Source organism: Bradyrhizobium sp. USDA 4501 (genome assembly GCF_054062115.1).
In genome coordinates, this window is the sequence record NZ_JBSSEX010000001.1 from 498,204 (window position 1) to 519,721 (window position 21,518).

The window sequence follows — 21,518 nt, forward strand, 5'->3', positions numbered from 1 at the left end:
ACAAATAGTTACTCGCGAAAATTCCCATTTCCCCGCGCACCGAGTACTCACCCGGGTCGCAAGGCCGCTAATGGCGGCTGGCAGATCATCCCCCGCTACGCGCCTCGATTGCAAGGAGAGAGGTCCGCCCGGCTGCGGCAACGCGGGAGAAAACTCCCCGTTGTTGCCAGCGCGCACCACTTCCATAGCCCGCCCGGGCTATTCCCGGCCGCACAACGGGCCGAGCCGCTCCGCCGGCCGCCCAAGCCGGCGCCGCCGATCAGCCTCGCCGAATCGGGTTCTGCTCAGAAGGGAATCGTGGTCGACACGCTCGGCGCGTTGAGGGACGTGCCCCAGATCGGCATGATCATGGCAAAGCCCGATAGGGATGCTGTCACCGTCAGCGCCGAGGCGCCTGCCGTCGTGGTCACCGTCGGCGTGAGACTGGCGCCATACAGGAAGGGAGCAACGGCCTGCTTCTGCGCAAGCGTCAGATAGTCACCGGTGCAGGTGGATGGTGAATTGGACGCCAGCACGGCGGGCGAGTAGCAGCTGATCATGTTCGCCCGGGCGCCGGCATCCGCAAGCAGGCGCAGCGACTGCATCGTGATCGCGTAGCGTCCGAAATCAAACACGGCGAAGATCAGGGTGAACAAGGGCACGGCGATGAGGCAGAACTCGAGAGCCGCGACCCCGCGCTGGTCGAGCCTTTTCATCACTGCACCAGGCGCACGGTTTGAACGTTGGGCCTTGCCGCCCCATCCGACGAACACTTACTGTTGTCCAGGCTCGTATTGCCCTGGAAACTCACCGCGTAGGCTATGACCTGATAGCAACCGGTGCCGGGGGCACTCGACGAGCTGTTGCCTCCGTATGTAACTGGTGCATTCGGGATATAGACCGTGCCATTGAAATAGCTGGTCGAAGTGCCACTGATATTGACGCCTTGCTTCGAATAGGCTTCACCGTCATAGATCAGCAGATCCGTCATCAGGGCCTTGACCGATGCTGACAATATGGACGGTCCAGTAGGCGACTTCATTGCCGTGAGCTGGATCGTCGGGGTCCCTGTAATAGTGAGCGTTGCTCCCGCGAAAAATATCAGGGTAGCCGTACCGGTTATGGTCGGATTCATGTTGATCTTGACGTTCCCCGAAAAATAGTAGGTGCCGTTTAATGGGGTGCTCGCATCGAACGTCGGATTGTTGCTGCTGTTGTAACAGCTGCATGTCTCGTATGGTTGGGGTGGGTTGTTGTTGTTATTGTTCGCGAAATTTGACGTCTTCAACGCAGACAACGCCGTGTTGACTGCACTCAGCGGATCAGGGATCGGTTGCTGATAGGTTTGCACGCCAGTGCATTGACTTCCGCCCGTCTGGGAGCAGCCGCCGACCGTGTAGCTCGGTGCATTCACCGAGATACCCGAATTGCCGATGAAGCCGATCGCGTTCGACGCGCTGCTGTCCGACGAAATACCGCAGTTTGCCGACGATACCGTGGCGCTACCCTGAAAAGTAACGGGGTCCTTCAACGCCAGCACGCATGGAGGTTTCGCCAAGCTATCGAGCTTGGCGACCGCCGTCGCGGCGATCGTGACCGTCGACAAGCCAAGCACCTGAGCCAGATATCCCGGCTGCTGCTGGCTGATGGTGGCCTGAACGTACGTCCCCGCCACCCCGTTCCAGGTCGTCAGCGAGGCGACCTGAACGGTCCGCGTGACGCCGCTGGTCGCCACACATCTGGAGCCGGGATAGGCGGTGTCGCCCGAATTGCAGAACGTGTTCTGAGCGGCGGCCTGCTTGCCGCGGTAATCATATGTCTGGGTGTTGTTGCAGGTCGTGCCCGGCTGCGGCGCGCTATCGCACGCGAGCCGCAAGGCACCGGCATAGGCCGCTGCATCAGCCGCACCCTGGGCACGTTGCTGGGTGACGTACCACGACCCGGCTTCACCGCCGAGCGCCATCATTCCGATCAACGGGATCAGCGCAATCACGGTTGCGAACGCGGCCGAGCCGCGACGGCAATGAAGCATGTTACGCATGGAACACCTCATTGAAATCGTTCCGAATAGGTCAGCGTGAACGAACAAGGATTGGTATTGGTGCTGGTGCAAATCCCCGACCTCAACACCATCGGCGCCAGCGTGATCGTCGTCGAATACACGTAGTACTTCGGCTGGGACGGATCGGAATTCGTCGAATCGCAGACCGCATTGCTCTCGCCGCAGATCAGCTGGATGCTGGGGATCGGATAACGGGAATCGGCCTTGGCGAGCGCGGCCGCCGCCCAGCTGGATGCGTTCGTGACGTCGCCCGGCGGGGAGTACTGGATGGATTGCCCGAACCCGCGCAGCGCAGCTAGCGCCTGGATGTATTGAAAGCCCGCCAGCGCCAGGTCGGCAAGCGGCAGCAGAATAACCAGGAACAGGAAAGCGAAAACGAACAGCATCTCGAACGCGACGGCGCCGCGTCGATCCGCGATCAGGGAACGCTTGCCGCTCACACGGCTCTTCCAGCTTCGCATGGCCGCTCACCAGACATAGGGAATCAATCTCCAGCGCGACGCCTCGTAGCTGGAATATTCAGGAAGCGTGCGCCGAAGCACGTCCTCCTCGTAGTGAATTCGCCAGACCTGGATGCAGATATGCAGAATCAGCAGGCCCACGGTCATCCAGCTCAGATGCTGCAGCACGACACCAAGGAACACGATCTCTTCCGACAGATAGAGCGGATGCTTGATCCACCGGTACGGCCCGGTTTGCACCACCGAACGCGCCTGCGGCACCAGGCTGAACGACCGTCCGAGATGGCGGACGGTCACGAGGATCATGATCATGCCGGTCAGCACGAAAACCGCAGACAACAAATTGGGCAATGCGCCCTCGGTCTTCTCGAAAAACGTGATCGTCCATGGCCAGTAGGTGCCGACGAACGCCGCAATCCTCGGCAGCAGGCCTTCGGCCTGCGCCTTTGCGGGGCCGCGGATCAGGATCAGCAGCGCCAGCATCAGGTAAAACACCGCGACGAGAAAGTTCGAGACGAGCGACGGCCATGGCTGCCCCGTCTTCGCAAGATTGGTCGTCACGGCAAGTCCCAACAGCAGGAACCATGCGCTGCCCAGGAATCGGGTCGCCCGATCGTAGGCCAGGTTCGTCGAAAGACTCATTGCAGCTGCGCTCATGGCTCAATTGCCGAGGTTGGAGAATGTACGGATCAAATGAAGGAACGGGCTTCCGCCCAGAATGACGAACATCGCCGGAAGCAGGAACAGCACCATCGGAACGGTCAGCTTGGCGCCCAGTTTGTGCGCCCGCTCCTCGAGCTTGGTGATGCGTTCGCGGCGCAGGTCGACTGCGATGCTGCGCAGCGCCTGACTGAGCGGCGTGCCATATTGCAGGCTCTGGCTGACCATGGTGCCGAAGCGACGGAGGCCCTCCGACGTGGACGCAAGCTTCTCGAAGGCGTCGGCACGGTTCGGCAGGATCCGGAGATCATCGAGAAGACCGCGCAGCACGTGGGTGATAGCGGGAGTGGTCTCCCGCATCTCCTCCGCCACACGCTCAATCGCGCTCTCCAGGCCCATGCCGGCTTCGCTGCAAACCACAAGAAGATCGATGGTGTCCGGCGTACCGAGCCGGATCGCGGCATCGAAACGTCGCTTCACGACCAGCAAGATCAGGCGCGGAATCATGATTCCAAACGCCAGGCCAAGCAGCGTGAAGATCATCACGTCGCTGAACGGCCGTCCAAGAATTTGCGAAATAGAGAAAGCCGCGATCGGCAGCACATATGTGCTGACCGTCTTGAAGCCGATCCAGATCGGCAGGGTTCGATAGTGATTGAACCCTGCCGACTGAAGAACCATCCTCAGCTGGTCGAGATTTTCCTGGGCGTAGTAGCGCCTGTAGCGCATGCCGACCGATGAAAGCCAGCCGATCAGATCCTTCGAATTCGATCGATCGGAAATGCCCAGCACGGCATTCGAGACACGCGTGTCCAGGGTGCGCAGATGTATCTCGCGAATGACCAGCAGGAAGGTCGCGGCCGCGAGTGCGACGGCAAGCGTGGCAAAACCGAGAACAGCCGTCATAGGGTGGTTTCCCTTCTGACCATCCAACGGATCACGAAATGCCCGATCAGGACCGAGCACGCCGCATAAGCGAGCAGCACGTTTCCTTGCGGATCGAACAACAGCAGGTCGACCGACTGCGGATTGATCAGGTAAAGCAGCCCGCCGATAACGACCGGCGCACAGGTGAGCGCACGCGATGAAAAGATGACCTCTCCCGCCAAGGCCTTCGCACGCGCCGCCAGCGCGACCCGCTGACTCACGGTCTCGCCCAGCGTCTGCAGCGTTTCCGCCAGGCTGCCGCCGGTCTTCAATTGCACCGCGAGGGTTACCGCAAACATCGCATACTCCGACACCTGCGTTCGCTGATAGATCTCCTCGACGGCCTCCTCGGGTGACCTGCCCAGGTTCAATTCATGACAGACGATGGCAAATTGCCCGGATGTCGGTTGCGGCATCTCGCGGGCGATGGTGCGAAAAGCTTCGTGCACGGGCAATCCGGACCGGACAGTACTCGTCACCAGTTGGACCGCATCGGGAAGCTGCTGGAAGAGCTGGTTTGCAAAGCGATGTTGCTGCCATCCGAACAGACCGCGCACGACCAGGATGGCGACGCCGACAGCCGCAATGGCTCCATAGGAGCCAGGGAACCGCAGGAATCCATTGACGTAGAGAATTCCCGCCGCTGCCATTCCCCCTGCAAGCAGCACATAGACCGGCCGCACGACGTACACCATATCGGGGCGATAGTTGGCGAAGCGCTGGAGCGCGCGCCAACGCGACGTCTTGGCCGCACGACGGATGGAGACCAAGGCTGCGGCTTCAGCCGTCGGCAGCGCGATCTCGAGCTGGCGATCCATTCGTCTCTGTCGTGCGTCGAGCCAGAGGGTGTTTGCCCCGGCACACAACAGAAGCACCAGAACGATGATCAAGGGCGTCGACATCAGATGTGCCTCATCGCTTCTGCCCAGGCCCGATCGAGCCCGTAATAGACGAGGCGGCTCTTGAACTTCGGAACCGCATTGGTGGAGCGGTAGGTGCCGGATATCCGCCCTTGGACATCCTCGTCCTTGTACTCGAACAACGCGATGTCGTTGGTGGTGATCACCTCGCCCTCGAGGCCGATCACCTCGCTGATCTGCACGATGCGGCGCTGGCCATCCCGCATGCGCTCGACCTGCACAATCAGATCCAGGGCGGCGACGATCTGGGAGCGGATTGCGCGCGACGGCAGATTGACCTGCCCCATCTGCACCATGTTCTCCACGCGCGTCAGCGCGTCGCGGGTACTGTTGGCGTGCACCGTGGAGATCGATCCGTCATGGCCGGTGTTCATCGCCTGCAGCATGTCGAACGCCTCGGCGCCGCGCACCTCACCGACGACGATGCGGTCCGGACGCATACGAAGTGCATTCCACAGAAGGTCGCGCTGCGTCACCTGGCCGGTGCCCTCGAGGCTGGCCGGACGGGTCTCCAGGCTGATCACGTGCGGCTGCTGAAGCTGCAGCTCCGCCGCGTCCTCAATCGTGACGATGCGCTCGCTATGGTCGATGAACTGACTCAAGGCGTTCAGCAGCGTCGTCTTGCCGGAACCGGTGCCTCCGGAGACCAGGACGTTGAGCCGGCAGCGGGAGGCGATCTCCAGCAGCTGCCCAAGCGCGGCGGTCATCGAGCCGTTTTCGATCATCCCGGCGATGTTCAGACGCCGGTTCGGAAATTTTCGGATCGAGATGCAGGGGCTATGAATCGCCAGCGGCGGCAGGATGATGTTGACACGGCTGCCGTCCGGCAGACGGCAGTCGACCATCGGGCTGGATTCATCCACCCGCCGGCCGACCTGCGAGGCGATCTTCTGTGCGACCGAGGCGATATGGTCGTTGTCGCGAAAACGGACCGCAACCCGCTCCAGCTTGCCGGCCCGCTCGACATAGACGTTGCTCGGCCCGTTGATCATGATGTCGTTGATCGTCTCGTCGAGCAGAAGCGGACGCAGCGGCCCGTAGCCGGTCATGTCGTCGGCGATCTCCTCCGCCAGGAAGAGCTGCTCGCGGCCCGACAGCTCCAGCCGCTCGTGGTTGGCGATGCCGTGGATGATTTCCTCGATCTGCCGCCGCAGGACGTCGCGGGGAACGGTCGCGGCCACCGACGGCTCGATCTGCTCGATGACGCGTTCGCGCAGGGATGCCGACATCACCGGATGGTGCGTCGCAGGTTCTTCATGCTTCGGCGCCGATGCAAACAGGCTGGACGCCGGTGACGCCACGCTCGGTTCCGCCGACGGCAAGGGTGGCGGCGCCGGCCGCGCGCTTGGTGTCGCTGCCGGGGCGTCCGGCACCGCTGCGGGCATCCGCACTGGCATTTCGTCTGCGCGCCTGCCGAACTTTTTCATAGCCCGAGCCACCTCTTCCACCCGGCGCTTTTCTTGGCACCGACGCCGGTGATTTCCCGTACGATCGGGGCAAGGTGGCGCCGCAGACCGGATACGTGCTTCAGAGCCGGAACGCCGAGGTTGACCGCCTGGGTCATGCCTTTGCCGAGATCCGGGATCACCATGTCCGGCTCGGCGCCCAGCGCCTTGACGATCGTTGCTCTCGGCAGACCGCCGGCGCGGTCGGCACGATTGAGCAGGGTAAACACCCGATCCTTGCCCGCGATGTTGGTGACGGCGTTGCGCAGCGCGTGGGCATTGCGCAGGCCGGTTACTTCGGCCTCCAACAGCACCAGCACATGACGGGACATCTGAATGACCGGATAGATCGATGCCGGGAACGGCACCGGCACATCGACAACGACGTAGTTGAACCGCTGACGGAGCAGGCCCAGCACGTGCCGCACGCCGGCTTCGGTGATGTCGAGCTTGGCATCGAGCTCCTCGTCGCCGGAAATCAGGCAGACCCGATCGTTCACCTCGATCGCGGCACGTTCGAGAAACAGCGTGTCGGCCCGCATCGGGTTTTCAAGGGCGATGCGGAGGCCGGGTCCAGGACGAACACCCAGCATCACCGCGGTCTCGCCGCCCTGCAGATGCAGGTCGAGTAGCGCCACCTTCGCCTTGGTGGTTTCGGCCAGTTGCAGCGCGAGGTTGATCGCGACGCTGGTCGCGCCGGCGCCGCCCTGCGCGCCACAGATCGACACCACGTGTCCGCCGCGGTCATTCTGGGCCGGCGCGGCGTCGCCGATCAGCTTGGGACGCAGCTGGTCGAGCACCATATCCCTGGTGATCGGCGTCGGCAGGTATTCAGTAAGGCCGATCTCCATCAGCTCGCGGTAGAAGACGATCTCCCTGTTGTCTCCAATCAGGGCCACCTTCACATCGGGCGGACAGACACTGGCGAGGCGTTCCAGTTCAGTGAAAGGATCATCGATCCCGCTGATGTCGGTCACCAGCGCGTACAGATCGGTGTCGGTCTCGAGCATGCGTGTCGCATGACGGATGGTGCCGCGCCGGATCACCAGATTGCTGCCGTCGAGACCCTTGCGGAGGGCTGCCGCGCTCAGCTCGTCATTGACGAAGCAGACGATGCGGTTGCGCGCGACAAGAGACGTCGTCTCTTCGGGTTGTTCCACCACTGCCATGTTCGCACTCATCAACGTTTCTCCGATCCCTTGCCGACGTCACTCGCTGCCGCTGTGGTCTGACGATCGAGTTCGGACGGCACGTCGCAGCCCGCGCGGGCGTCGTCGTCAAGATCCTGTCTCCTGACCGAGTATTGCTTGACCTCGCTGCCGGTATAGATCGCGACCGTCGTGCTCTGGCCGGCAACTGCACTCTGGCGCGCCAGCTCCGGCGATACGTCGCAGCTGGACGTTACGCTTGTGTCGGCCTTGCCCCACTGCTCGGCCGCAGCGCGGATGACGAGCGACAGCGTTCCGAGCTGCTTTGCGACGGCCACCTTCTTGACCTGATCCGGCTTGAGCTCCAGTGACACGGTCTGCGCCGTCTTGCCCGGGACGGCATTGGTGATCGGACGGCCGCCTTGCGCAATCTCCTGGTCGATCGCGATCACGCGCACATTGGACAGAACGGTTTCGCTGACGGCTCGCTTCACCGGCGCGGCCTTCTCGAACACCTGGGTCAGCACCACGTCGACATTGTCGCCCGGCCTGATCAGACCGGACACACCGGTCTCCTCGTCGACCTTGATGCTGATGGCGCGGCTGTCCGGCGCCAGGACGCTGGCAAGGAAGCCGCGATCCTTCGGACGCAGGATGTCGTCCAGTGTAATCGCGCTGCCGGCTTCGACGAACTTGCGAACCAGCGAACCGGGCAACCCGGCCTTGGAGTCAGGCGTTTCAAGGATCGCCCCCGCAGGGACACGGTTCGGTGCTGTCTGGCGCACCGCGAAATCTTCGTCCCGCGCCAGCGTTCCCTTCGAAAGCGGGCGGGTCGCGACAAAGTAGCCGACCGTCGCGGCCGCAGGCGCAGGCTTCTCTTCGACTGCCTGCGCAACAACCGGATCTGCAGGTCGGTTCATGCTGTAGGCGATCATTCCAAGCGCCGTAGCCGCAAGCAGCAGCACCATGATGATCGAGACACGGAGAGCGGACGACATGTCAAATTCCTTTGCTCAAAATGGCCCAGATACCGCCGCATGCGATGGCGACCCCGTAGGGAAGCGGTGCATGTCGCAAATGACGCCAGCGCTCGACCGCGTAGACCCGGCGCATCAGCGATGATCCGGCGGGCGCCAGCTTCGGTTGGGGCAGACGGCGCATCATCAGATGCACCGCGGCCAGAACGCCGCCGGCCAGTGCAGTTGCCGTCAACAGTTCAATCACGCCGGTCAGCGGCAGACCGATCGCCAGGGCAACCAGCAACTTGACGTCGCCACCGCCGATCGCTCCCCGCAGGTAAATCACGAAGAGCGCCAGGAACAGGATTGCGGCAACGATCAGCGACTGGCCGATCTGCATCGGACTGGCCAATTGGCCGACGATCCCAAGGAACGCCAGCGCCAGACAAATTTCGTTTCGGATCAACCGTGTCGCGATATCGATCGTTGCGACATACAACAACAATGCGATTTCCAGACACAAGGTCGTGGACGCAATCCAATTCATGAAATAATCGCCTTAGAAAAATGGCGGGGGGCAAAAAATAATGCCCCCCTCCGGAGCGCCGTCCCTCTGGACTTAGGCGCTAACCGCGTTGGCAACCGCGGTGCCGATCGAAGTGAGCGAGGTGGTCAGAACACTGCCAATGCCACTCGCGGTACCCGTACCGAACGCTGCGGAAACGGCAGCGACGATACAGCGCGGCGACGATCACGTACTCGAACGACACAACGCCGTCCTTGTCCGTGCGCAAACGCCTCAATATTTCTGTGACCTTGATATATGACTGCAACATAGGAGAAAGCCTCCTTAAGGCTCGCGCACATCGCAATCCGGTTGACCGCTGTTGACAGAAAGAATCTGCCAACAGCATTCAACATCCGGAGTTAAGCGGAGACTGCGGTGGCGACCTTGCTGGCGATCGTGGTGATGGAGGCGTTCAGAACCGAGCCGATGCCGCTGGCGGTACCCGTACCGAACGCAGCAGAGACGGCGGCCACGATGCAAGCGGCGACGATCACGTACTCGAACGACACAACGCCGTCCTTGTCCGAGCGGAGACGCTTGAAGGCTTCGGTGGTCTGGATGTACAGCTTCAACATAGGAAAATATCCCTTTTACGATGAAATTTACGCAATACGTTGGCGGGGGGCAAAATCCGGGTGCCAACTAGCATTTTCTTATAATGCGTCGCGAGAAAACTGTCGATTGGTAATCGTTTATTAACCCTACCGGCGTAGCGGCGCACACCTTCTCCTCGGCGAGGCGCTCCGACAACGATGCACGAAACCCCTTAAATTGTAGGACTTTCGACATTTCACGACATTTCAGTTCGGCTGCTCCGTGCGAATACGGTACCGGCGCTGCCCAGATCGGCGCGGGCGCTTGCCCAGCTCTCCGGGCCGGCTCGGCACGGCATTTTGCAGTTGCCGCCACTGGGTGACCGCCAGCGGCGACTAGCCCGGGTCGGCTGGCGCGGCCGATGCCTGCTGCGCCCTTCATCGAGGAGCTGCGAATGAAGCTTCTGGATCTGCATGTTTCGCTCGAGTAGGGACATTGTCCTTGCCCGGACTTGCCCTGCCAACGCCTTGCGCTGGGCGTTCTCCCGATCGAGCAATTCGGGAAACGGCAGCAGCGGCCGCGCGGGCTCCGTTCGCCTTGATCTCGCCGGACGCCCTCGCTCGGCCGGCGCGATCTGATCCGGGACCGCGCCGCGGCATTCCGCGCGCGCCGTTCAGGCTGACCGCTGCCGGACTCGCGGTCCGGCTCCGCCTTCTCCTCAGCGGCCTGATGCGCGGGCAGGTCACGCAAGATAGAGGTCAAATAACCAGCGCACAGCGGATGTTCTCCCCCAGATCACGCTGCCCGTTTTGGCAATCACCGAACGTGTCATGAGTTGCAGGGTGACGCAGAGTGCAATCGTTGATCAGCTCAGGGGCCATGGTTGCCCAGCCCCGCTGCTACACCGACCGGGAGCATTGAGAGGTCGTTCGGAACGCGTGATTGAGCGACGTCACGAGCGGCCCCACGATGTAGTCAAATGCGGTTCGTTGAATCGTCTGGATCATCACCGTTGCCGGCATTCCCGGATCAAGACGAATGTTGGGCATGGTCGCAGTTCGTCCTGGTCGATCCGAACGCAGGCTGTGTAATAGGGATTGTTGGTCTTGGGATCCGTCAAGCGGTCCGCCGAGACCTGAATGACGTCGCCATGAATGATCGGGACGATCCGCTGCTTGGAGGCGGTTAGGTGAACTTCCGCGCGCGTGTTCGGATGCACGTCGCTGATATCCTCGATCACCACCTGCGCTTCGATCGTCAACGAATCCTCGTCGGGCACGATGTCGAGGATTTTGTCACTGCGCTGGATCACGCCTCCCACCGAAAACACGCTGAGGCCAACCACGCGCCCTCGGCAACGATTGGGCTTCGTACCAGCGAGGGTGGTCCCGGACTGCGGCGTAACGCCTGGTCCCGTCGCGCCGGTCCACCGCGACGGGTCGATCGAGATCGAGTTTGCTGCCGGGGTTCGCGGGCTGTAGCGTGGTCGGCGCTTCGCGCAGACATCATCGGCCTTACATGTCCGTGGGGCCCGTTGCATGGACATTGGGAGATTTTAGCAAACAAACTTGAATTCACTCCAGTTTCTGAGTGCAACTGAAGATTCGTTGCATCCTTATTCCGGGAAAAATACGCATTCCCTTAATGGTTTTGTATAACGGGTGAAGCATTGATTTGTGCTTTCCGGTCCTCGTGAATGATCAATGTGGATTGTCGTGGCCGTTTCTTCGATGTTTTTTCATATCCGCAGCCTGCGCTCGGATGATTGTACGCACACGACGAGGGCCGCCCGATTGACGCATGCGCGCGGGTCTCGAGAGCGCTATGATGGCGTTGGGTGAAGATCAGGCGGCCCGCTGATCGGAGGGCTCTGCAGCCTGGCGCAGAAGCTTCCATTCCCAGGGCAGCAGTTCGTGCAGACGCGAAGTGGGAAGATCGGCGATACGGGTGAGGACGTCGGCAAGCCAGGCCTTTGGATCGACGTCATTGAGACGACACGTCGTGATCATCGTCAGCATGATGGCGGCACGGTTGGCCCCACGCTGGCTGCCGGCGAAGGTCCAGTTGCGCCGTCCCAAGGCGATGCCTCTCAATGCGCGTTCAGCGCAATTGTTGGTCAAGCAGATCCTGCCGTCGTCGAGGAAGCGGGCGAAGCCCTCCCAGCGCCTGAGCATGTAGTTGATCGGCTTCAGGACCTCGGACGAGCGCGAGAGGGTTTCGCGCTCGCGCAGCAGCCAGGCGTGCATGTCGTCGAGAAGCGGCTTGCTCTGTTCCTGGCGGACGGCGCGCCGGTCGTCAGCGTCACAGCCGTTGATGGCGCGCTCGATCTCGAACAACGCGTCCAGCCGCTTGACCGCCTCCAGTGCGATCGGGGAGACCGGTTTACCCTTCTTGCCCTCCCGAGCATTTTTCTCGATGTCAGCCAGCTCGAAGAAGCCTCGCCGGGCATGGGCAAAGCAATACGCCGGCGTAATTGGTAGTGTCTTCTTCTGCGGATCGAACAGCGGCTCGAAGCCGTTGTAGCAATCGGCTTGCAGGATGCCGGCGAAGGCGGCCAGATGCTTCTGGGGATGCTCGCCTCGTCGGTCACCCGAGGCGTAATAGACCGCCGCAGGCGGCGCAGGCCCGGCAAAGGGCCGATCATCCCGTACATACGTCCAGATCCGTCCGGTCGTGCACTTGCCCTTCGCCAGGATCCGGATGGTAGTGTCATCGCCATGAAGGCGCTCGGCAGCGAGCACATGGCGTTCGATCAGGTGGAAGAGCGGCATGACCGCGAAGGTCCCGTGGCCGACCTGGTCCGCCAGCGTCGACAACGACAGGTCGATCCTCTCGCTCTTGAAGCGCGCGCTTTGGCGGTTGAGCGGGATATGCATGCCGAACTTGTCGAACAGGATGGTCGCCAGCAATTGTGGACCGATGAAGCCGCGCGGCGTGGCATGGAACGGCGCAGGCGCCTGACTGATCGTCTCGCAATCGCGGCAGGTGAACTTCTCGCGTACCGTCTCTATGACCTTGAAGCGGCGCGGGATCTCCTCCAGCGTCTTGGTCACATCCTCGCCGACCTTCGCCAGCCGTGATCCACCGCAGCAGGCGCAGGTCGTTGGAGCTTCAACGACGACGCGCTCGTGTTCGATATCGTCTGGCCAAGGCTTGCGCACCGGCCGCTTACGCGTGAAGGGACGGACGTTCTGCGTCTTCGCCGCCGCCGCCTGAGCGGCAAGCTCATCCTCGCTCGCCGTGGTTACGAGTTCCTCGAGCTCCAACTCCAACTGCTCGAGCAGCCGTGCCGAGCGCTCGGATCGCTGCCCGTGCAGTTCGCGCTTGAGCTTCTCGATCCGCAGCTCAAGATGTGCGATCAGCGCTTCGTTGTCCGACAGCTCCGCCCGCGCACTGGCGGCATCCGCGACGGCGACATCGCGCTCAGCCTGCAACATCTCTCGCTCGGCCAGCAGCGCAAGGTAGGCGCTCGCGAGGTCAGAAGGAAGATCGTCCGGCTTCGATGTCATGAAGCCATTGAATCAGATCGAGCAGCAGATTCAAATCGTAAAAGCGGCTATCCGACCCGCGTCGGCCGATGGGTTTCTTGAGGGTTACGCCAATCGATTCCGGACAACAGGTAGCTCATCTGAGCCGGCGAGATCGTCACAGCTTCACCCGCAACCGATGGCCAGACGAACTTTCCTCTCTCGAGTCTCTTGGTGAACAGGCATGCTCCCTGGCCATCGTGCCAGATCACCTTCACAAGATCGCTTCGGCGACCGCGGAAGACGAACAGATGACCGCTAAACGGTTATGTTGCACGCAACATAACCGTTCTTATGTGTCGGACGAGATTATGTGGCGGAGGCGCTCTAACGCCAGCCCGGGCCGGCCACGGCTGGATTCCTCCGCCACATAATATTTCGTGCCCCTCGTGGCGACGCGGGATCCCCCTGCGCCGTAACGCCGGAGGGGCACAATGCTCGAGTTCTATTTTTCGTACCGCGGGGTGCTTAAACGCCTTCGTGACGGGGCGCTCGGCGCCGAGATGGATCGCATCGCGGGGCACTTTTTCTCGCTCGGTTACAAGCAAGCATCCGCTAAGCTTTATCTGAGCCGGATCGCGCGGTTCGGCCGTTTTGCTGCAGCACATTGCGGTTCACGGCCGATCGGCGAAGCTATCGTCGATAGCTATCTATGCACATTCACCACGGACTCACCACGGATTGCGGCAGTGTCTGCGATCCAACACGCGCGACGGGTGGCGCCCGAACGATTCATTGCTTCGACGCCCATTGTAGTCGATGATCCGGACGCTCCGCTTTTGCGCTCCTTTTCTCACTATCTGAGCAGGGTACGAGGCCTTGAGCCAAGGTCCCGCGATGGCGTTCTCTTGGGCGCACGGCGCTTTCTGGATTGGCTCCACCATCGCCATCCTGGCCAAGACCTCGAGGCGTTGACGGCAGAGCATGTCCTTGCCGCTGTCGAGTATCGGCTGTCGCTCTCGGCGACCTCCGGCACTCGCACGGCGGCGATCTCTCACATCCGAACGTTTCTCCGCTTTCTGCATTGGGGTGGTCACCACGAGCAGGATCTGGCTCCCATCGTTCCAAGAACGCCATATTGGCGACTGGCCCATTTACCGCCCCGGCTTTCGTGGGATGATGTTCGCCGCGCCATCGATGCGATCGGCAAGGTGACGCCGATCGACCTTCGCGATCGAGCTGTTCTGTTGTTGCTCGCCACCACAGGCATTCGCAACGGCGAGCTACGCGCTCTTCAGCTCCGGGATATCGACTGGCGAGCTGGTGAGTTTTTTGTCCGGCGCACCAAGGGCAAGCGTGACCGAGTGGCCCCGCTCATCGAGGAGACCGGCGCCGCGCTCGCCGACTATATCCTGCGGGCTAGACCGAAGGTCGATAGTAAGCATCTGTTCCTGTCCTTCACGCCGCCCGTGGGACCATTCAAGTACGCGTCGTCTGTTTCAAGGATCGTGCGGAGGCGGTTGCAGCATGGTGGGATCGAGCTCGGTCGCGTCGGAGGCGCACATCTCCTGCGCCACAGTCTAGCCACCCAGCTCGTCGGGCGACGAAGGCCGATCAACGAGGTCGCCGATCTTCTAGGGCACCGAAGCATCAACACAACGGCGCTGTACGTGAAGGTCGCGGCCTCGCAGCTCGCTGAGGTCGCGCTCCCCTTTCCGGGAGGCGCCGCATGACTGCCTTCGCCGCATTCCTCGGCGACAAGGTCGAGCGCTACATCGAGCTGCGCCGCTCCCTCGGCTACGCCTTCAACAAGCAAGCCGGCACGCTGCGGGCTTTCGTTCGCTACGTCGAGCAATCTCAGCTGGGTGCGCCCGCCACCCGGACGATGGCGCTGGACTTCGTCCTATCGTTCGGTGGCGCCGCCGACAGCCGCGCGGTCCGTCACGGCGTGCTCCGCCGATTCTACGAGTACCTGGTCCTCTACGCCCCCCAGACCGAGGTCTTGGAGCGCAAAGCTTTCCCGCGGTCCAGGGCGATTCCGCCGCCGCGCATCCTAAGTGAGGCTGAGCTGACGTCGCTTATCGACGCATGCAGCTTCATTTCGCCAGGGAACCCTCTCAGGGGCCGTACGATGGCGACGCTAATCGGATTGTTGGCCAGCACGGGATTACGATCGGGCGAAGCGGTCAGCCTTGATCGCGGCGACGTCGATCTGACCAACGGGATCGTCCTCGTCCGTAAAACCAAGTTCCGTAAAGACCGCCTGATTCCTGTTCACCCAACGACCCAGGCAGCCCTTCGTCGATACGCCCGTGAGCGCGACACCGTGTTTCCCAGGCCCAAAGGCGAGGCCTTCTTCCTCAGCTCGCGAGGCTGCCGTCTGTCAGCGACCGGCCTGCAAAGCAACTTCGCTAAGGTCCGCAAGCTCGCGGGTCTTGACAATGGCAAGCCTCTGCGACCGCACGATCTCCGGCACCGGTTCGCGGTGACCAGGCTCAGGCTGTGGCACCAACAGCGCGCAGACGTCCAAGCGCTGCTGCCCTTACTCGCCACCTACCTCGGCCACGCCAACTATAGCGACACAGCCTACTACCTCACCGGCTCGTCGGATCTCCTCGCCATCGCGGCTGAGCGCGCCTTCCTCGACGGAGGCGCGGCATGAACGAACACCTCCTGCTGGCGCCGCTCCTGGAGTCGTACTTTCGTCGCCGGTTGACCAAGCAGCGCAACGCGACCTCCGCGACCTTAGCCAGCTATCGCGATGCCTTGCGCATGCTGATCCTCTTTGCCGCCGCCCATTTGGGGAAGAAGCCGGCGGCGCTGGCCCTTGAGGATCTCGATCGGGACCTTGTTCTCGCCTTTCTTGACGAGCTTGAGGAGAAGCGGAACAACTCCGTCGCAACGCGCAACGCCCGATTAGCCGCGATCCGATCCTTCTTCCATCACGTCGCTGCCGCCGATCCCGCCTCGTTCGGCGTCGCCCAACGGGTTCTGACGATCCCCACCAAACGGGCCCACATCGAGGTGACGCATCATCTCACCAACGCCGAGGTGGAGGCCATCATCGCAGCCCCTGATCAGACGACGCCCCGCGGCCGGCGCGACCGGGCCTTTCTGCTCTTCTTGGCGAGAACCGGCGCTCGCGTGTCCGAAGCGACTGGCGTCAACGCGAACGACCTTCAGTTGGAGCGAGGACGCCCGCAGGTGCTGCTTCATGGCAAAGGACGCCGAGATCGCGTCGTTCCCATTCCTAAGGATCTGGTGCGATCGCTGACGGACCTATTGAGCGAACGCGGTCTCGCCAATCATGAACCGCGGCCGATCTTCGTCGGGGTTCACAACGAGCGCCTGACGCGTTTCGGCGCGACACACATCGTGCGGCGTGCCGCCTCCCAGGCCGGGTCCACGAGGCCAAGCTTGGAGGGCAAGCCGATATCGCCGCACATCTTCCGGCATTCCCTCGCCATGAAGCTTCTCCGGTCAGGTGTGGACCTCCTGACGATCCAGGCTTGGCTTGGCCATGCTCAGGTCGCCACAACCCACCGATACGCCGCTGCGGATGTCGAGATGATGCGCCGGGGACTTGAGAAGGCGGGCGTCTCAGGCGACCGCAGCGCGCGCTTCCGGCCGAACGACACCATCCTGCAGCTGCTGGCCAACATCTGATTATTATGTGGCGGAGAAACCCTGAGTGGCCGGCCCGGGCTGGCGTTAGAGCGCCTCCGCCACATAATCTCGTCCGACACATAAGAGCGGGTCCTTGCGCAGCACCTCCTGCACCTGGAGTGCCAACGACGGAAAGCCTCGGCGCATGTCCGTGTAGCCTGTCGCGAGCCACACTCGCGCGCCCGTGGGAACTGGGATCATCGGCGGACCAAAGCATCGAGAACACGACGTAGCGCGTCTCCATCAACGTCGCCATCGACCCGGATGCGGTGCCCGGTACCAAGATCAATCTCGATGATGCCGTGGCTCTTGCGTCGACGCGTCGTCGTCGTCAACGGCGCTTCGGCCACCTCCCGCGGTGGCGCGGACGACCCAATCTCGACCGGAACAAACGGCGCTATGCTCGCTTCGCCGTGCCTGCAAAGCTCCTTGCGCCACCTGAACAGCTGGCTCACATGAAGCCCGGCCACGCGAGCCACCTCGGAAACATTGGCGCCGGGCTCCAGCGACGCTGCAACAAGCCGTTCCTTCTCATCTTGCGACCAGCGGCGCCGCCGCTCGACCGACGTGATCACCTCCGCCCTCGAAATCGTCATAGCGCTTCTCCTAGGATTACCCCTAGGACCTGCAGCGATCGCGTTCGTCAAACAAGGCGGCCCTCAACGGAGGGATACGGATGATTGCGGCGCCGTCAATGTGATCATGGGTGTCCTGCTCGTTCCTCTGATCGGAGCCCTGGGTATCGGCTTTGAGGTTTCGAACTGGTCCATGAGGACGCGCGGCATGCAAAACGCGGCCGATGCGGCCGCGCTCGCGGCTGCGACCAACAACAGCTCAAACTACGATGTCGAGCCAAGGCAGTTGCGGCGCGATACGGTAACCAGAGCCTTAAGCAAGCGCGGGGTGGGTCTAAGTTCCAGGAAAAAGCGCGACGGGCACGACCTGTATGCCAGCTAAGAGCGAGCTCGCCGGACATTGCTCTCCCGCTTTTTGGTTGCGTGGCGAAACGGACCGAGCGCTCTCCGCCGCGTTCGACCGTTATGGCAATCGATGGTTCGCGTTCCGAGGTAGAGCAGCATTAACCAGGGATTGGCCGAAGGCGTAAGCAGAACCCGCGCTTCAGTTAGCTGTCTCACCGAATCTGGCTGGCCAGCTTGCGCCAGTGATAGCCACGTTTTTCGACGTCCTCGCGGATTTTTTCGCTCACCGATCGCACGGTGCGCTTCCTTTTGCGCCAAATTCCGCCCAAGTTCGATGGGAAGTCCGCGTCGGATAACCAGCAGATCGTTCTTCCCACTCAAGTATACATCATACATGAGAGCGCCCTGTTGCGGGGAGCAACATAGACCTATGCAGGGCATCGTTGGTGGCACGGGTGCCACAGCAATTTCAAAACTATTATGTCGGCGCCAGTTAGCTTCGAGGGATGCGTCCAAGGCTCACTTCTGCCGGAACGCGTGATTGAATGACATCACCAGCGGCCCGACGATGTAGTCAAAAGCGGTTCGCTGAATCGTCGGGATCATCACCGTTGCCGGCATTCCCGGATAAAGGCGAATGTTGGGCATGGTCGCCAGCTCGTCCTGATCGATCCGAACGAAGGCCGTGTAATAGGGATTGTTGGTCTTCGGATCAGTCAAGCGGTCCGCCGAGACCTGAATGACGTCGCCATGGATGATCGGAACGATGCGCTGTTTGTAAGCGGTTAGGTGAACTTCCGCGCGCGTGTTCGGATGCACGTCGCTGATATCCTCGACCGCCACCTGCGCTTCGATTGTGAGCGAATCCTCGTCGGGCACGATGTCCAGGATCTTGTCGCCGCGCTGAATCACACCGCCCACCGAAAACACGCTGAGGCCAACCACGCGTCCGGTATAGGGCGCACGAATTTCCATCCGGCCGAGCACGGCTTTGGCGTTCGTCGCCTTCGGGATAACCTCCAGGAGCTTGGCTTGCGTATCGCGCAAATCCTTCGTGACGTCTGTCATCCGATCGTTGTCGAACTGGGCGATCTGCTGCTCCTGCTCGGCGATCGCCTGGCGAGCCTTGGCGATGTTGGCGTTCGCATCGGCGATCTGGCCTTCGAGGCCGTACGCGGTCCGCTCCAGCTGCAGGATGCGGGGACGGGCGATCAACCCGCGTTCGACGAGCGGTGCGATGTCTTTGGCCTCCTTGCGCACTGAGTCGATCTGGTTGGTGAACGATTTCACCTGCGCTTCCGAGCCAACGATCTGGGACCCCAGCTGGTTGATCTTCTCGCGGACCACGCTTCTTTGTCCTTTGAGCGACGCCCTGCGGCTGTCAAACTGACTGACCTGCCCGTTCCAGACGCTTTTGAAATAGGGATCGTCAGAGCGCGCCTTCAGATCCGGCGGCATGACAAGCTGGGAGCCATGGTCAAGCTCGGTCAGCAGCCGGACCTCCGTTGCGCGCAGCACGGCATATTGCTGCGTCAGCACCTCATGTTCGGCGCGAGCTTGGGTCTCGTCCAGGACGATCAGCAGGTCGCCTGCGAGCACCCTGTCGCCTTCCCTGACGTGCAATTCCTTGACGATGCCGCCATCGAGGTGCTGAAGGCTCTTGCGGTTGCCATCGACCTTCACGACGGCATTGGCAACTACCGCACCGTTGAGCGGCGCACTCACGGCCCAAGTACCGATCCCGCCGAAAAAGACCGCGATGATCAGCCACCCCGCTATTGCAACCTTGCGAATGGAGTCGTTTGGCGATCCATCCTTGTTGGCGCGTTTTGTTCCGCGTGGGGCAGCAGCGGGACGCATCGACAGGTCTGTGACATCAAGCAATGTCATGATTTCTCCTAACCGGTCGCTCCCCGAACTGCAGGAACCGGCACAGGCCGCGTGAGGCGCGCCAAGATTTCGCTCCGCGGTCCGAACATCTCAGCCACGCCTTCGCGCAACACCAATATCTTGTCGACCACGCCGATTGTGGCCGGCCGATGCGAAATGATCACCACCGTGGTTCCGCGCTTCTTCAGCTGCGTGATGCAGTCGGCGAGCGCCGCATCGCCCTCGGCATCAAGGTTCGAGCTGGGCTCATCGAGCACGACCAGGCTTGGATTGCCGTAAACCGCGCGTGCGAGGCCGATGCGCTGGCGGTAGCCTCCGGACAGGATCGCGCCGCCCTCCCCGACCTGGGTGTCGTAGCCATCGACGAGCCGCAGGATCGTCTCGTGCACGTCGGCCATTCGCGCCGCCAGAATGATGTCCTTGTCGTCTCCGTCCTTGAACCGACAAATATTGGCTGCCACCGTATCGGCAAACAGCTCGATATCCTGGGGCAGATAGCCAAGATGCTCGCCGAGCGACGACCTGATCCAGCTCGAAACGTCGGACCCGTCGAGGCGGACGGCCCCTGCGGATGGCGCCTGAACGCCGACAATATGGCGCGCGAGCGTGGATTTGCCGGCGCCCGAAGGACCGATTATCCCCAGGACTTCACCCGGCTCGATCTGGAAGGTGACCCCGCGCAGAATAGGCTTCGATGTTCCAGGCGCAGCAAAAGACAGCGCTTCGACGGAAAGATGGCCCTCCGGCCGCGGCAACGTCAGTCCTGTTTCGCGCGGCGGGTTGGCCGCCAACAGTTCCCGCACCCGCAGGAATGCGCCGCGGGCCGAGACGAGACTACGCCAGGATCCAACGATTTGTTCGATCGGCTGCAACGCGCGGCCAAGCAGGATGCTGGCGGCAAACATGGCACCGGCGGTGGTCATGCGCTCGATCACCAGATAGGCACCAAGACCGAGGATCAGGGATTGCATCGAAAGCCGCAAGAAACGAATCATGCTCTGCATGGTCGCCGCGCGATCGCTGGCGGCAACTTGGCGCTCGAGCATGCGGTCGCGGTCCCGGCTCCAGCGCTTCAGGAGGCCACCGGTCATCCCCATGGCGCGCACCACTTCGGTGTTGCGCAGGCTCATCTCGGTGAAGCCGTAATTTCGGTTCGCCGCCTCGCCGGATTCGGCGAGCGGAGGCTTGACGATCCATTCATTGAGAAATGCCATCAGCACCAGAATGACCGAAGATCCCAGTGCAAAGGCACCCAGGAACGGGTGCAGGCAAAAGATGACCGCGATGTAGATCGGCGACCACGGCAGATCGAAGATAGCGTGAATTCCGGACCCGGTGATGAACTGGCGGAACGTATCAAAATCACGCAACAGCTGGCTGCGCGCGCCGCCGATTTTTGCCGAATGGTCGATGATGGCGGTCATCACCCGCGGCGCGATCTTGCGATCGAGGCGAATGCTGGTGCGGGTCAGAACACGAGCGCGCACGGCGTCGAGACCTGCGAGTGCCATGAACGCTAGTAATAGCGCAAGCGTCAGCATCAGCAGCGTGATCTCGCTCCCGCTCGAGATCACGCGGTCATAGACCTGCAGCATGTAGAGCGGGCCGGCCAAGTACAGCAGGTTAATGGCAAGGCTGAAGATAGCCGCAGTGACAAAATAGCCTTGGCAGGCTTGCAGCGACTGCCGGAATTCGTCCGGCCTTTTGCGAAGGGTACTCACGCGGAATCTGGCTGGAGCCATCCCTAAGAATGATGACTGACAGCCAATAGGCGACAGTCAAAAGGATCAAGTAAATCAATCATTCAATCTGTCCCACTTAGCATAGGCGGCAGCTGTACCAAAGCCGCTGCCGGCGCAAAAACGGCAGGAAGGTAAATCTACGGGGTTCAGCTCCTCTCGCGGTCCATTTC

21 protein-coding genes and 1 pseudogene are annotated in these 21,518 nt (G+C 61.8%); 4 read left to right on the plus strand and 18 right to left on the minus strand.

The window, feature by feature from the left end; all coding sequences use genetic code 11:
- Positions 1-284 precede the first annotated feature (284 nt).
- The 14 genes and pseudogenes from ACVWZM_RS02475 to tnpB (ACVWZM_RS02540) form a co-directional block, all read right to left on the minus strand.
- The gene (locus ACVWZM_RS02475; RefSeq protein WP_225648937.1) at positions 285-695 is read right to left on the minus strand and encodes a TadE/TadG family type IV pilus assembly protein; all 411 of its coding nucleotides are present in this window, start codon (positions 693-695) and stop codon (positions 285-287) included.
- Complete coding sequence (locus ACVWZM_RS02480; protein WP_456851731.1) at positions 695-2,020, minus strand: pilus assembly protein TadG-related protein; 1,326 nt, start codon at positions 2,018-2,020, stop codon at positions 695-697. Before ACVWZM_RS02480 ends, ACVWZM_RS02475 begins: the two co-directional genes overlap by 1 nt.
- An 8-nt stretch (positions 2,021-2,028) precedes the next feature.
- Positions 2,029-2,481, minus strand: coding sequence for a hypothetical protein (locus ACVWZM_RS02485; protein ID WP_456851733.1), 453 nt, complete (start codon positions 2,479-2,481; stop codon positions 2,029-2,031).
- Positions 2,482-2,508: 27 nt separating this feature from the next.
- The gene (locus ACVWZM_RS02490) at positions 2,509-3,144 is read right to left on the minus strand and encodes a methyltransferase (RefSeq protein ID WP_253587248.1); all 636 of its coding nucleotides are present in this window, start codon (positions 3,142-3,144) and stop codon (positions 2,509-2,511) included.
- Between the two features lie 18 nt (positions 3,145-3,162).
- Positions 3,163-4,068 (minus strand): type II secretion system F family protein, encoded by a 906-nt coding sequence (locus tag ACVWZM_RS02495; protein WP_456851735.1) that lies wholly within the window; start codon positions 4,066-4,068, stop codon positions 3,163-3,165.
- Complete coding sequence (locus ACVWZM_RS02500; RefSeq protein WP_253587250.1) at positions 4,065-4,991, minus strand: type II secretion system F family protein; 927 nt, start codon at positions 4,989-4,991, stop codon at positions 4,065-4,067. Before ACVWZM_RS02500 ends, ACVWZM_RS02495 begins: the two co-directional genes overlap by 4 nt.
- Positions 4,991-6,436, minus strand: a complete 1,446-nt coding sequence (locus tag ACVWZM_RS02505) for a CpaF family protein (RefSeq protein WP_253587251.1) — start codon at positions 6,434-6,436, stop codon at positions 4,991-4,993. The genes ACVWZM_RS02500 and ACVWZM_RS02505 overlap by 1 nt, the downstream gene beginning before the upstream one ends.
- A complete protein-coding gene (locus tag ACVWZM_RS02510; protein WP_233475535.1) occupies positions 6,433-7,464 on the minus strand; it encodes an AAA family ATPase in 1,032 nt (343 codons plus the stop codon). The genes ACVWZM_RS02505 and ACVWZM_RS02510 overlap by 4 nt, the downstream gene beginning before the upstream one ends.
- 170 nt (positions 7,465-7,634) lie before the next feature.
- Positions 7,635-8,600, minus strand: a complete 966-nt coding sequence (cpaB, locus tag ACVWZM_RS02515; RefSeq protein ID WP_456851738.1) for a Flp pilus assembly protein CpaB — start codon at positions 8,598-8,600, stop codon at positions 7,635-7,637.
- Position 8,601: 1 nt separating this feature from the next.
- Positions 8,602-9,108 carry an A24 family peptidase gene (locus tag ACVWZM_RS02520; protein ID WP_168856863.1) on the minus strand — a complete coding sequence of 169 codons (507 nt, stop codon included), beginning with the start codon at positions 9,106-9,108 and terminating at the stop codon, positions 8,602-8,604.
- Positions 9,109-9,488: 380 nt separating this feature from the next.
- Positions 9,489-9,704 (minus strand): Flp family type IVb pilin, encoded by a 216-nt coding sequence (locus ACVWZM_RS02525; RefSeq protein WP_028334082.1) that lies wholly within the window; start codon positions 9,702-9,704, stop codon positions 9,489-9,491.
- Between the two features lie 965 nt (positions 9,705-10,669).
- Positions 10,670-11,209 carry an HlyD family efflux transporter periplasmic adaptor subunit gene (locus ACVWZM_RS02530; RefSeq protein WP_253587253.1) on the minus strand — a complete coding sequence of 180 codons (540 nt, stop codon included), beginning with the start codon at positions 11,207-11,209 and terminating at the stop codon, positions 10,670-10,672.
- 298 nt (positions 11,210-11,507) lie between these two features.
- The gene (gene tnpC / locus ACVWZM_RS02535) at positions 11,508-13,172 is read right to left on the minus strand and encodes an IS66 family transposase (RefSeq protein ID WP_057016788.1); all 1,665 of its coding nucleotides are present in this window, start codon (positions 13,170-13,172) and stop codon (positions 11,508-11,510) included.
- Positions 13,173-13,219: 47 nt separating this feature from the next.
- Positions 13,220-13,444 (minus strand): annotated as a pseudogene (gene tnpB / locus ACVWZM_RS02540) (IS66 family insertion sequence element accessory protein TnpB); the annotation flags it as partial.
- A gap of 180 nt (positions 13,445-13,624) precedes the next feature.
- Here tnpB (ACVWZM_RS02540) and ACVWZM_RS02545 point away from each other — a divergent pair.
- The 3 genes from ACVWZM_RS02545 to ACVWZM_RS02555 are packed head-to-tail and all read left to right on the plus strand — an operon-like array spanning position 13,625 to position 16,796.
- On the plus strand, positions 13,625-14,863 hold the full coding sequence (locus ACVWZM_RS02545; RefSeq protein ID WP_456851741.1) for a tyrosine-type recombinase/integrase: 1,239 nt from the start codon (positions 13,625-13,627) through the stop codon (positions 14,861-14,863).
- Positions 14,860-15,792, plus strand: a complete 933-nt coding sequence (locus ACVWZM_RS02550) for a tyrosine-type recombinase/integrase (RefSeq protein WP_253610414.1) — start codon at positions 14,860-14,862, stop codon at positions 15,790-15,792. The genes ACVWZM_RS02545 and ACVWZM_RS02550 overlap by 4 nt, the downstream gene beginning before the upstream one ends.
- Positions 15,789-16,796, plus strand: coding sequence for a tyrosine-type recombinase/integrase (locus tag ACVWZM_RS02555; protein ID WP_456813938.1), 1,008 nt, complete (start codon positions 15,789-15,791; stop codon positions 16,794-16,796). Before ACVWZM_RS02550 ends, ACVWZM_RS02555 begins: the two co-directional genes overlap by 4 nt.
- A 45-nt stretch (positions 16,797-16,841) precedes the next feature.
- On the opposite strand, the gene tnpB (ACVWZM_RS02560) is transcribed toward ACVWZM_RS02555, so the two are convergent.
- Both tnpB (ACVWZM_RS02560) and tnpA read right to left on the minus strand, forming a co-directional pair.
- The gene (tnpB, locus tag ACVWZM_RS02560) at positions 16,842-16,997 is read right to left on the minus strand and encodes an IS66 family insertion sequence element accessory protein TnpB (protein WP_256520261.1); all 156 of its coding nucleotides are present in this window, start codon (positions 16,995-16,997) and stop codon (positions 16,842-16,844) included.
- A complete protein-coding gene (gene tnpA, locus ACVWZM_RS02565) occupies positions 16,994-17,371 on the minus strand; it encodes an IS66-like element accessory protein TnpA (RefSeq protein ID WP_176937120.1) in 378 nt (125 codons plus the stop codon). Before tnpA ends, tnpB (ACVWZM_RS02560) begins: the two co-directional genes overlap by 4 nt.
- Positions 17,372-17,492: 121 nt before the next feature.
- Between tnpA and ACVWZM_RS02570 the strand changes: the two genes are divergently transcribed.
- Positions 17,493-17,753, plus strand: a complete 261-nt coding sequence (locus tag ACVWZM_RS02570) for a pilus assembly protein TadG-related protein (RefSeq protein WP_456856606.1) — start codon at positions 17,493-17,495, stop codon at positions 17,751-17,753.
- A 482-nt stretch (positions 17,754-18,235) separates the two neighbouring features.
- On the opposite strand, the gene ACVWZM_RS02575 is transcribed toward ACVWZM_RS02570, so the two are convergent.
- Both ACVWZM_RS02575 and ACVWZM_RS02580 read right to left on the minus strand, forming a co-directional pair.
- On the minus strand, positions 18,236-19,606 hold the full coding sequence (locus ACVWZM_RS02575) for an HlyD family type I secretion periplasmic adaptor subunit (protein WP_253587255.1): 1,371 nt from the start codon (positions 19,604-19,606) through the stop codon (positions 18,236-18,238).
- Positions 19,607-19,614: 8 nt separating this feature from the next.
- Positions 19,615-21,327 carry a type I secretion system permease/ATPase gene (locus tag ACVWZM_RS02580; RefSeq protein ID WP_253587256.1) on the minus strand — a complete coding sequence of 571 codons (1,713 nt, stop codon included), beginning with the start codon at positions 21,325-21,327 and terminating at the stop codon, positions 19,615-19,617.
- Positions 21,328-21,518 lie beyond the last annotated feature (191 nt).

What these genes read in the sequence shown, in the direction of transcription:
- ACVWZM_RS02475 (WP_225648937.1), bottom strand. Translation starts at nt 695, where the DNA reads ATGAAAAGGCTCGACCAGCGCGGGGTCGCGGCTCTCGAGTTCTGCCTC.
- ACVWZM_RS02480 (WP_456851731.1), bottom strand. Translation starts at nt 2,020, where the DNA reads ATGCGTAACATGCTTCATTGCCGTCGCGGCTCGGCCGCGTTCGCAACC.
- ACVWZM_RS02490 (WP_253587248.1), bottom strand. Translation starts at nt 3,144, where the DNA reads ATGAGTCTTTCGACGAACCTGGCCTACGATCGGGCGACCCGATTCCTG.
- ACVWZM_RS02495 (WP_456851735.1), bottom strand. Translation starts at nt 4,068, where the DNA reads ATGACGGCTGTTCTCGGTTTTGCCACGCTTGCCGTCGCACTCGCGGCC.
- ACVWZM_RS02500 (WP_253587250.1), bottom strand. Translation starts at nt 4,991, where the DNA reads ATGTCGACGCCCTTGATCATCGTTCTGGTGCTTCTGTTGTGTGCCGGG.
- ACVWZM_RS02505 (WP_253587251.1), bottom strand. Translation starts at nt 6,436, where the DNA reads ATGAAAAAGTTCGGCAGGCGCGCAGACGAAATGCCAGTGCGGATGCCC.
- ACVWZM_RS02510 (WP_233475535.1), bottom strand. Translation starts at nt 7,464, where the DNA reads ATGCTCGAGACCGACACCGATCTGTACGCGCTGGTGACCGACATCAGC.
- cpaB (WP_456851738.1), bottom strand. Translation starts at nt 8,600, where the DNA reads ATGTCGTCCGCTCTCCGTGTCTCGATCATCATGGTGCTGCTGCTTGCG.
- ACVWZM_RS02520 (WP_168856863.1), bottom strand. Translation starts at nt 9,108, where the DNA reads ATGAATTGGATTGCGTCCACGACCTTGTGTCTGGAAATCGCATTGTTG.
- ACVWZM_RS02525 (WP_028334082.1), bottom strand. Translation starts at nt 9,704, where the DNA reads ATGTTGAAGCTGTACATCCAGACCACCGAAGCCTTCAAGCGTCTCCGC.
- ACVWZM_RS02530 (WP_253587253.1), bottom strand. Translation starts at nt 11,209, where the DNA reads ATGTCCATGCAACGGGCCCCACGGACATGTAAGGCCGATGATGTCTGC.
- tnpC (WP_057016788.1), bottom strand. Translation starts at nt 13,172, where the DNA reads ATGACATCGAAGCCGGACGATCTTCCTTCTGACCTCGCGAGCGCCTAC.
- ACVWZM_RS02545 (WP_456851741.1), top strand. Translation starts at nt 13,625, where the DNA reads ATGCTCGAGTTCTATTTTTCGTACCGCGGGGTGCTTAAACGCCTTCGT.
- ACVWZM_RS02550 (WP_253610414.1), top strand. Translation starts at nt 14,860, where the DNA reads ATGACTGCCTTCGCCGCATTCCTCGGCGACAAGGTCGAGCGCTACATC.
- ACVWZM_RS02555 (WP_456813938.1), top strand. Translation starts at nt 15,789, where the DNA reads ATGAACGAACACCTCCTGCTGGCGCCGCTCCTGGAGTCGTACTTTCGT.
- tnpB (WP_256520261.1), bottom strand. Translation starts at nt 16,997, where the DNA reads ATGATCCCAGTTCCCACGGGCGCGCGAGTGTGGCTCGCGACAGGCTAC.
- ACVWZM_RS02575 (WP_253587255.1), bottom strand. Translation starts at nt 19,606, where the DNA reads ATGACATTGCTTGATGTCACAGACCTGTCGATGCGTCCCGCTGCTGCC.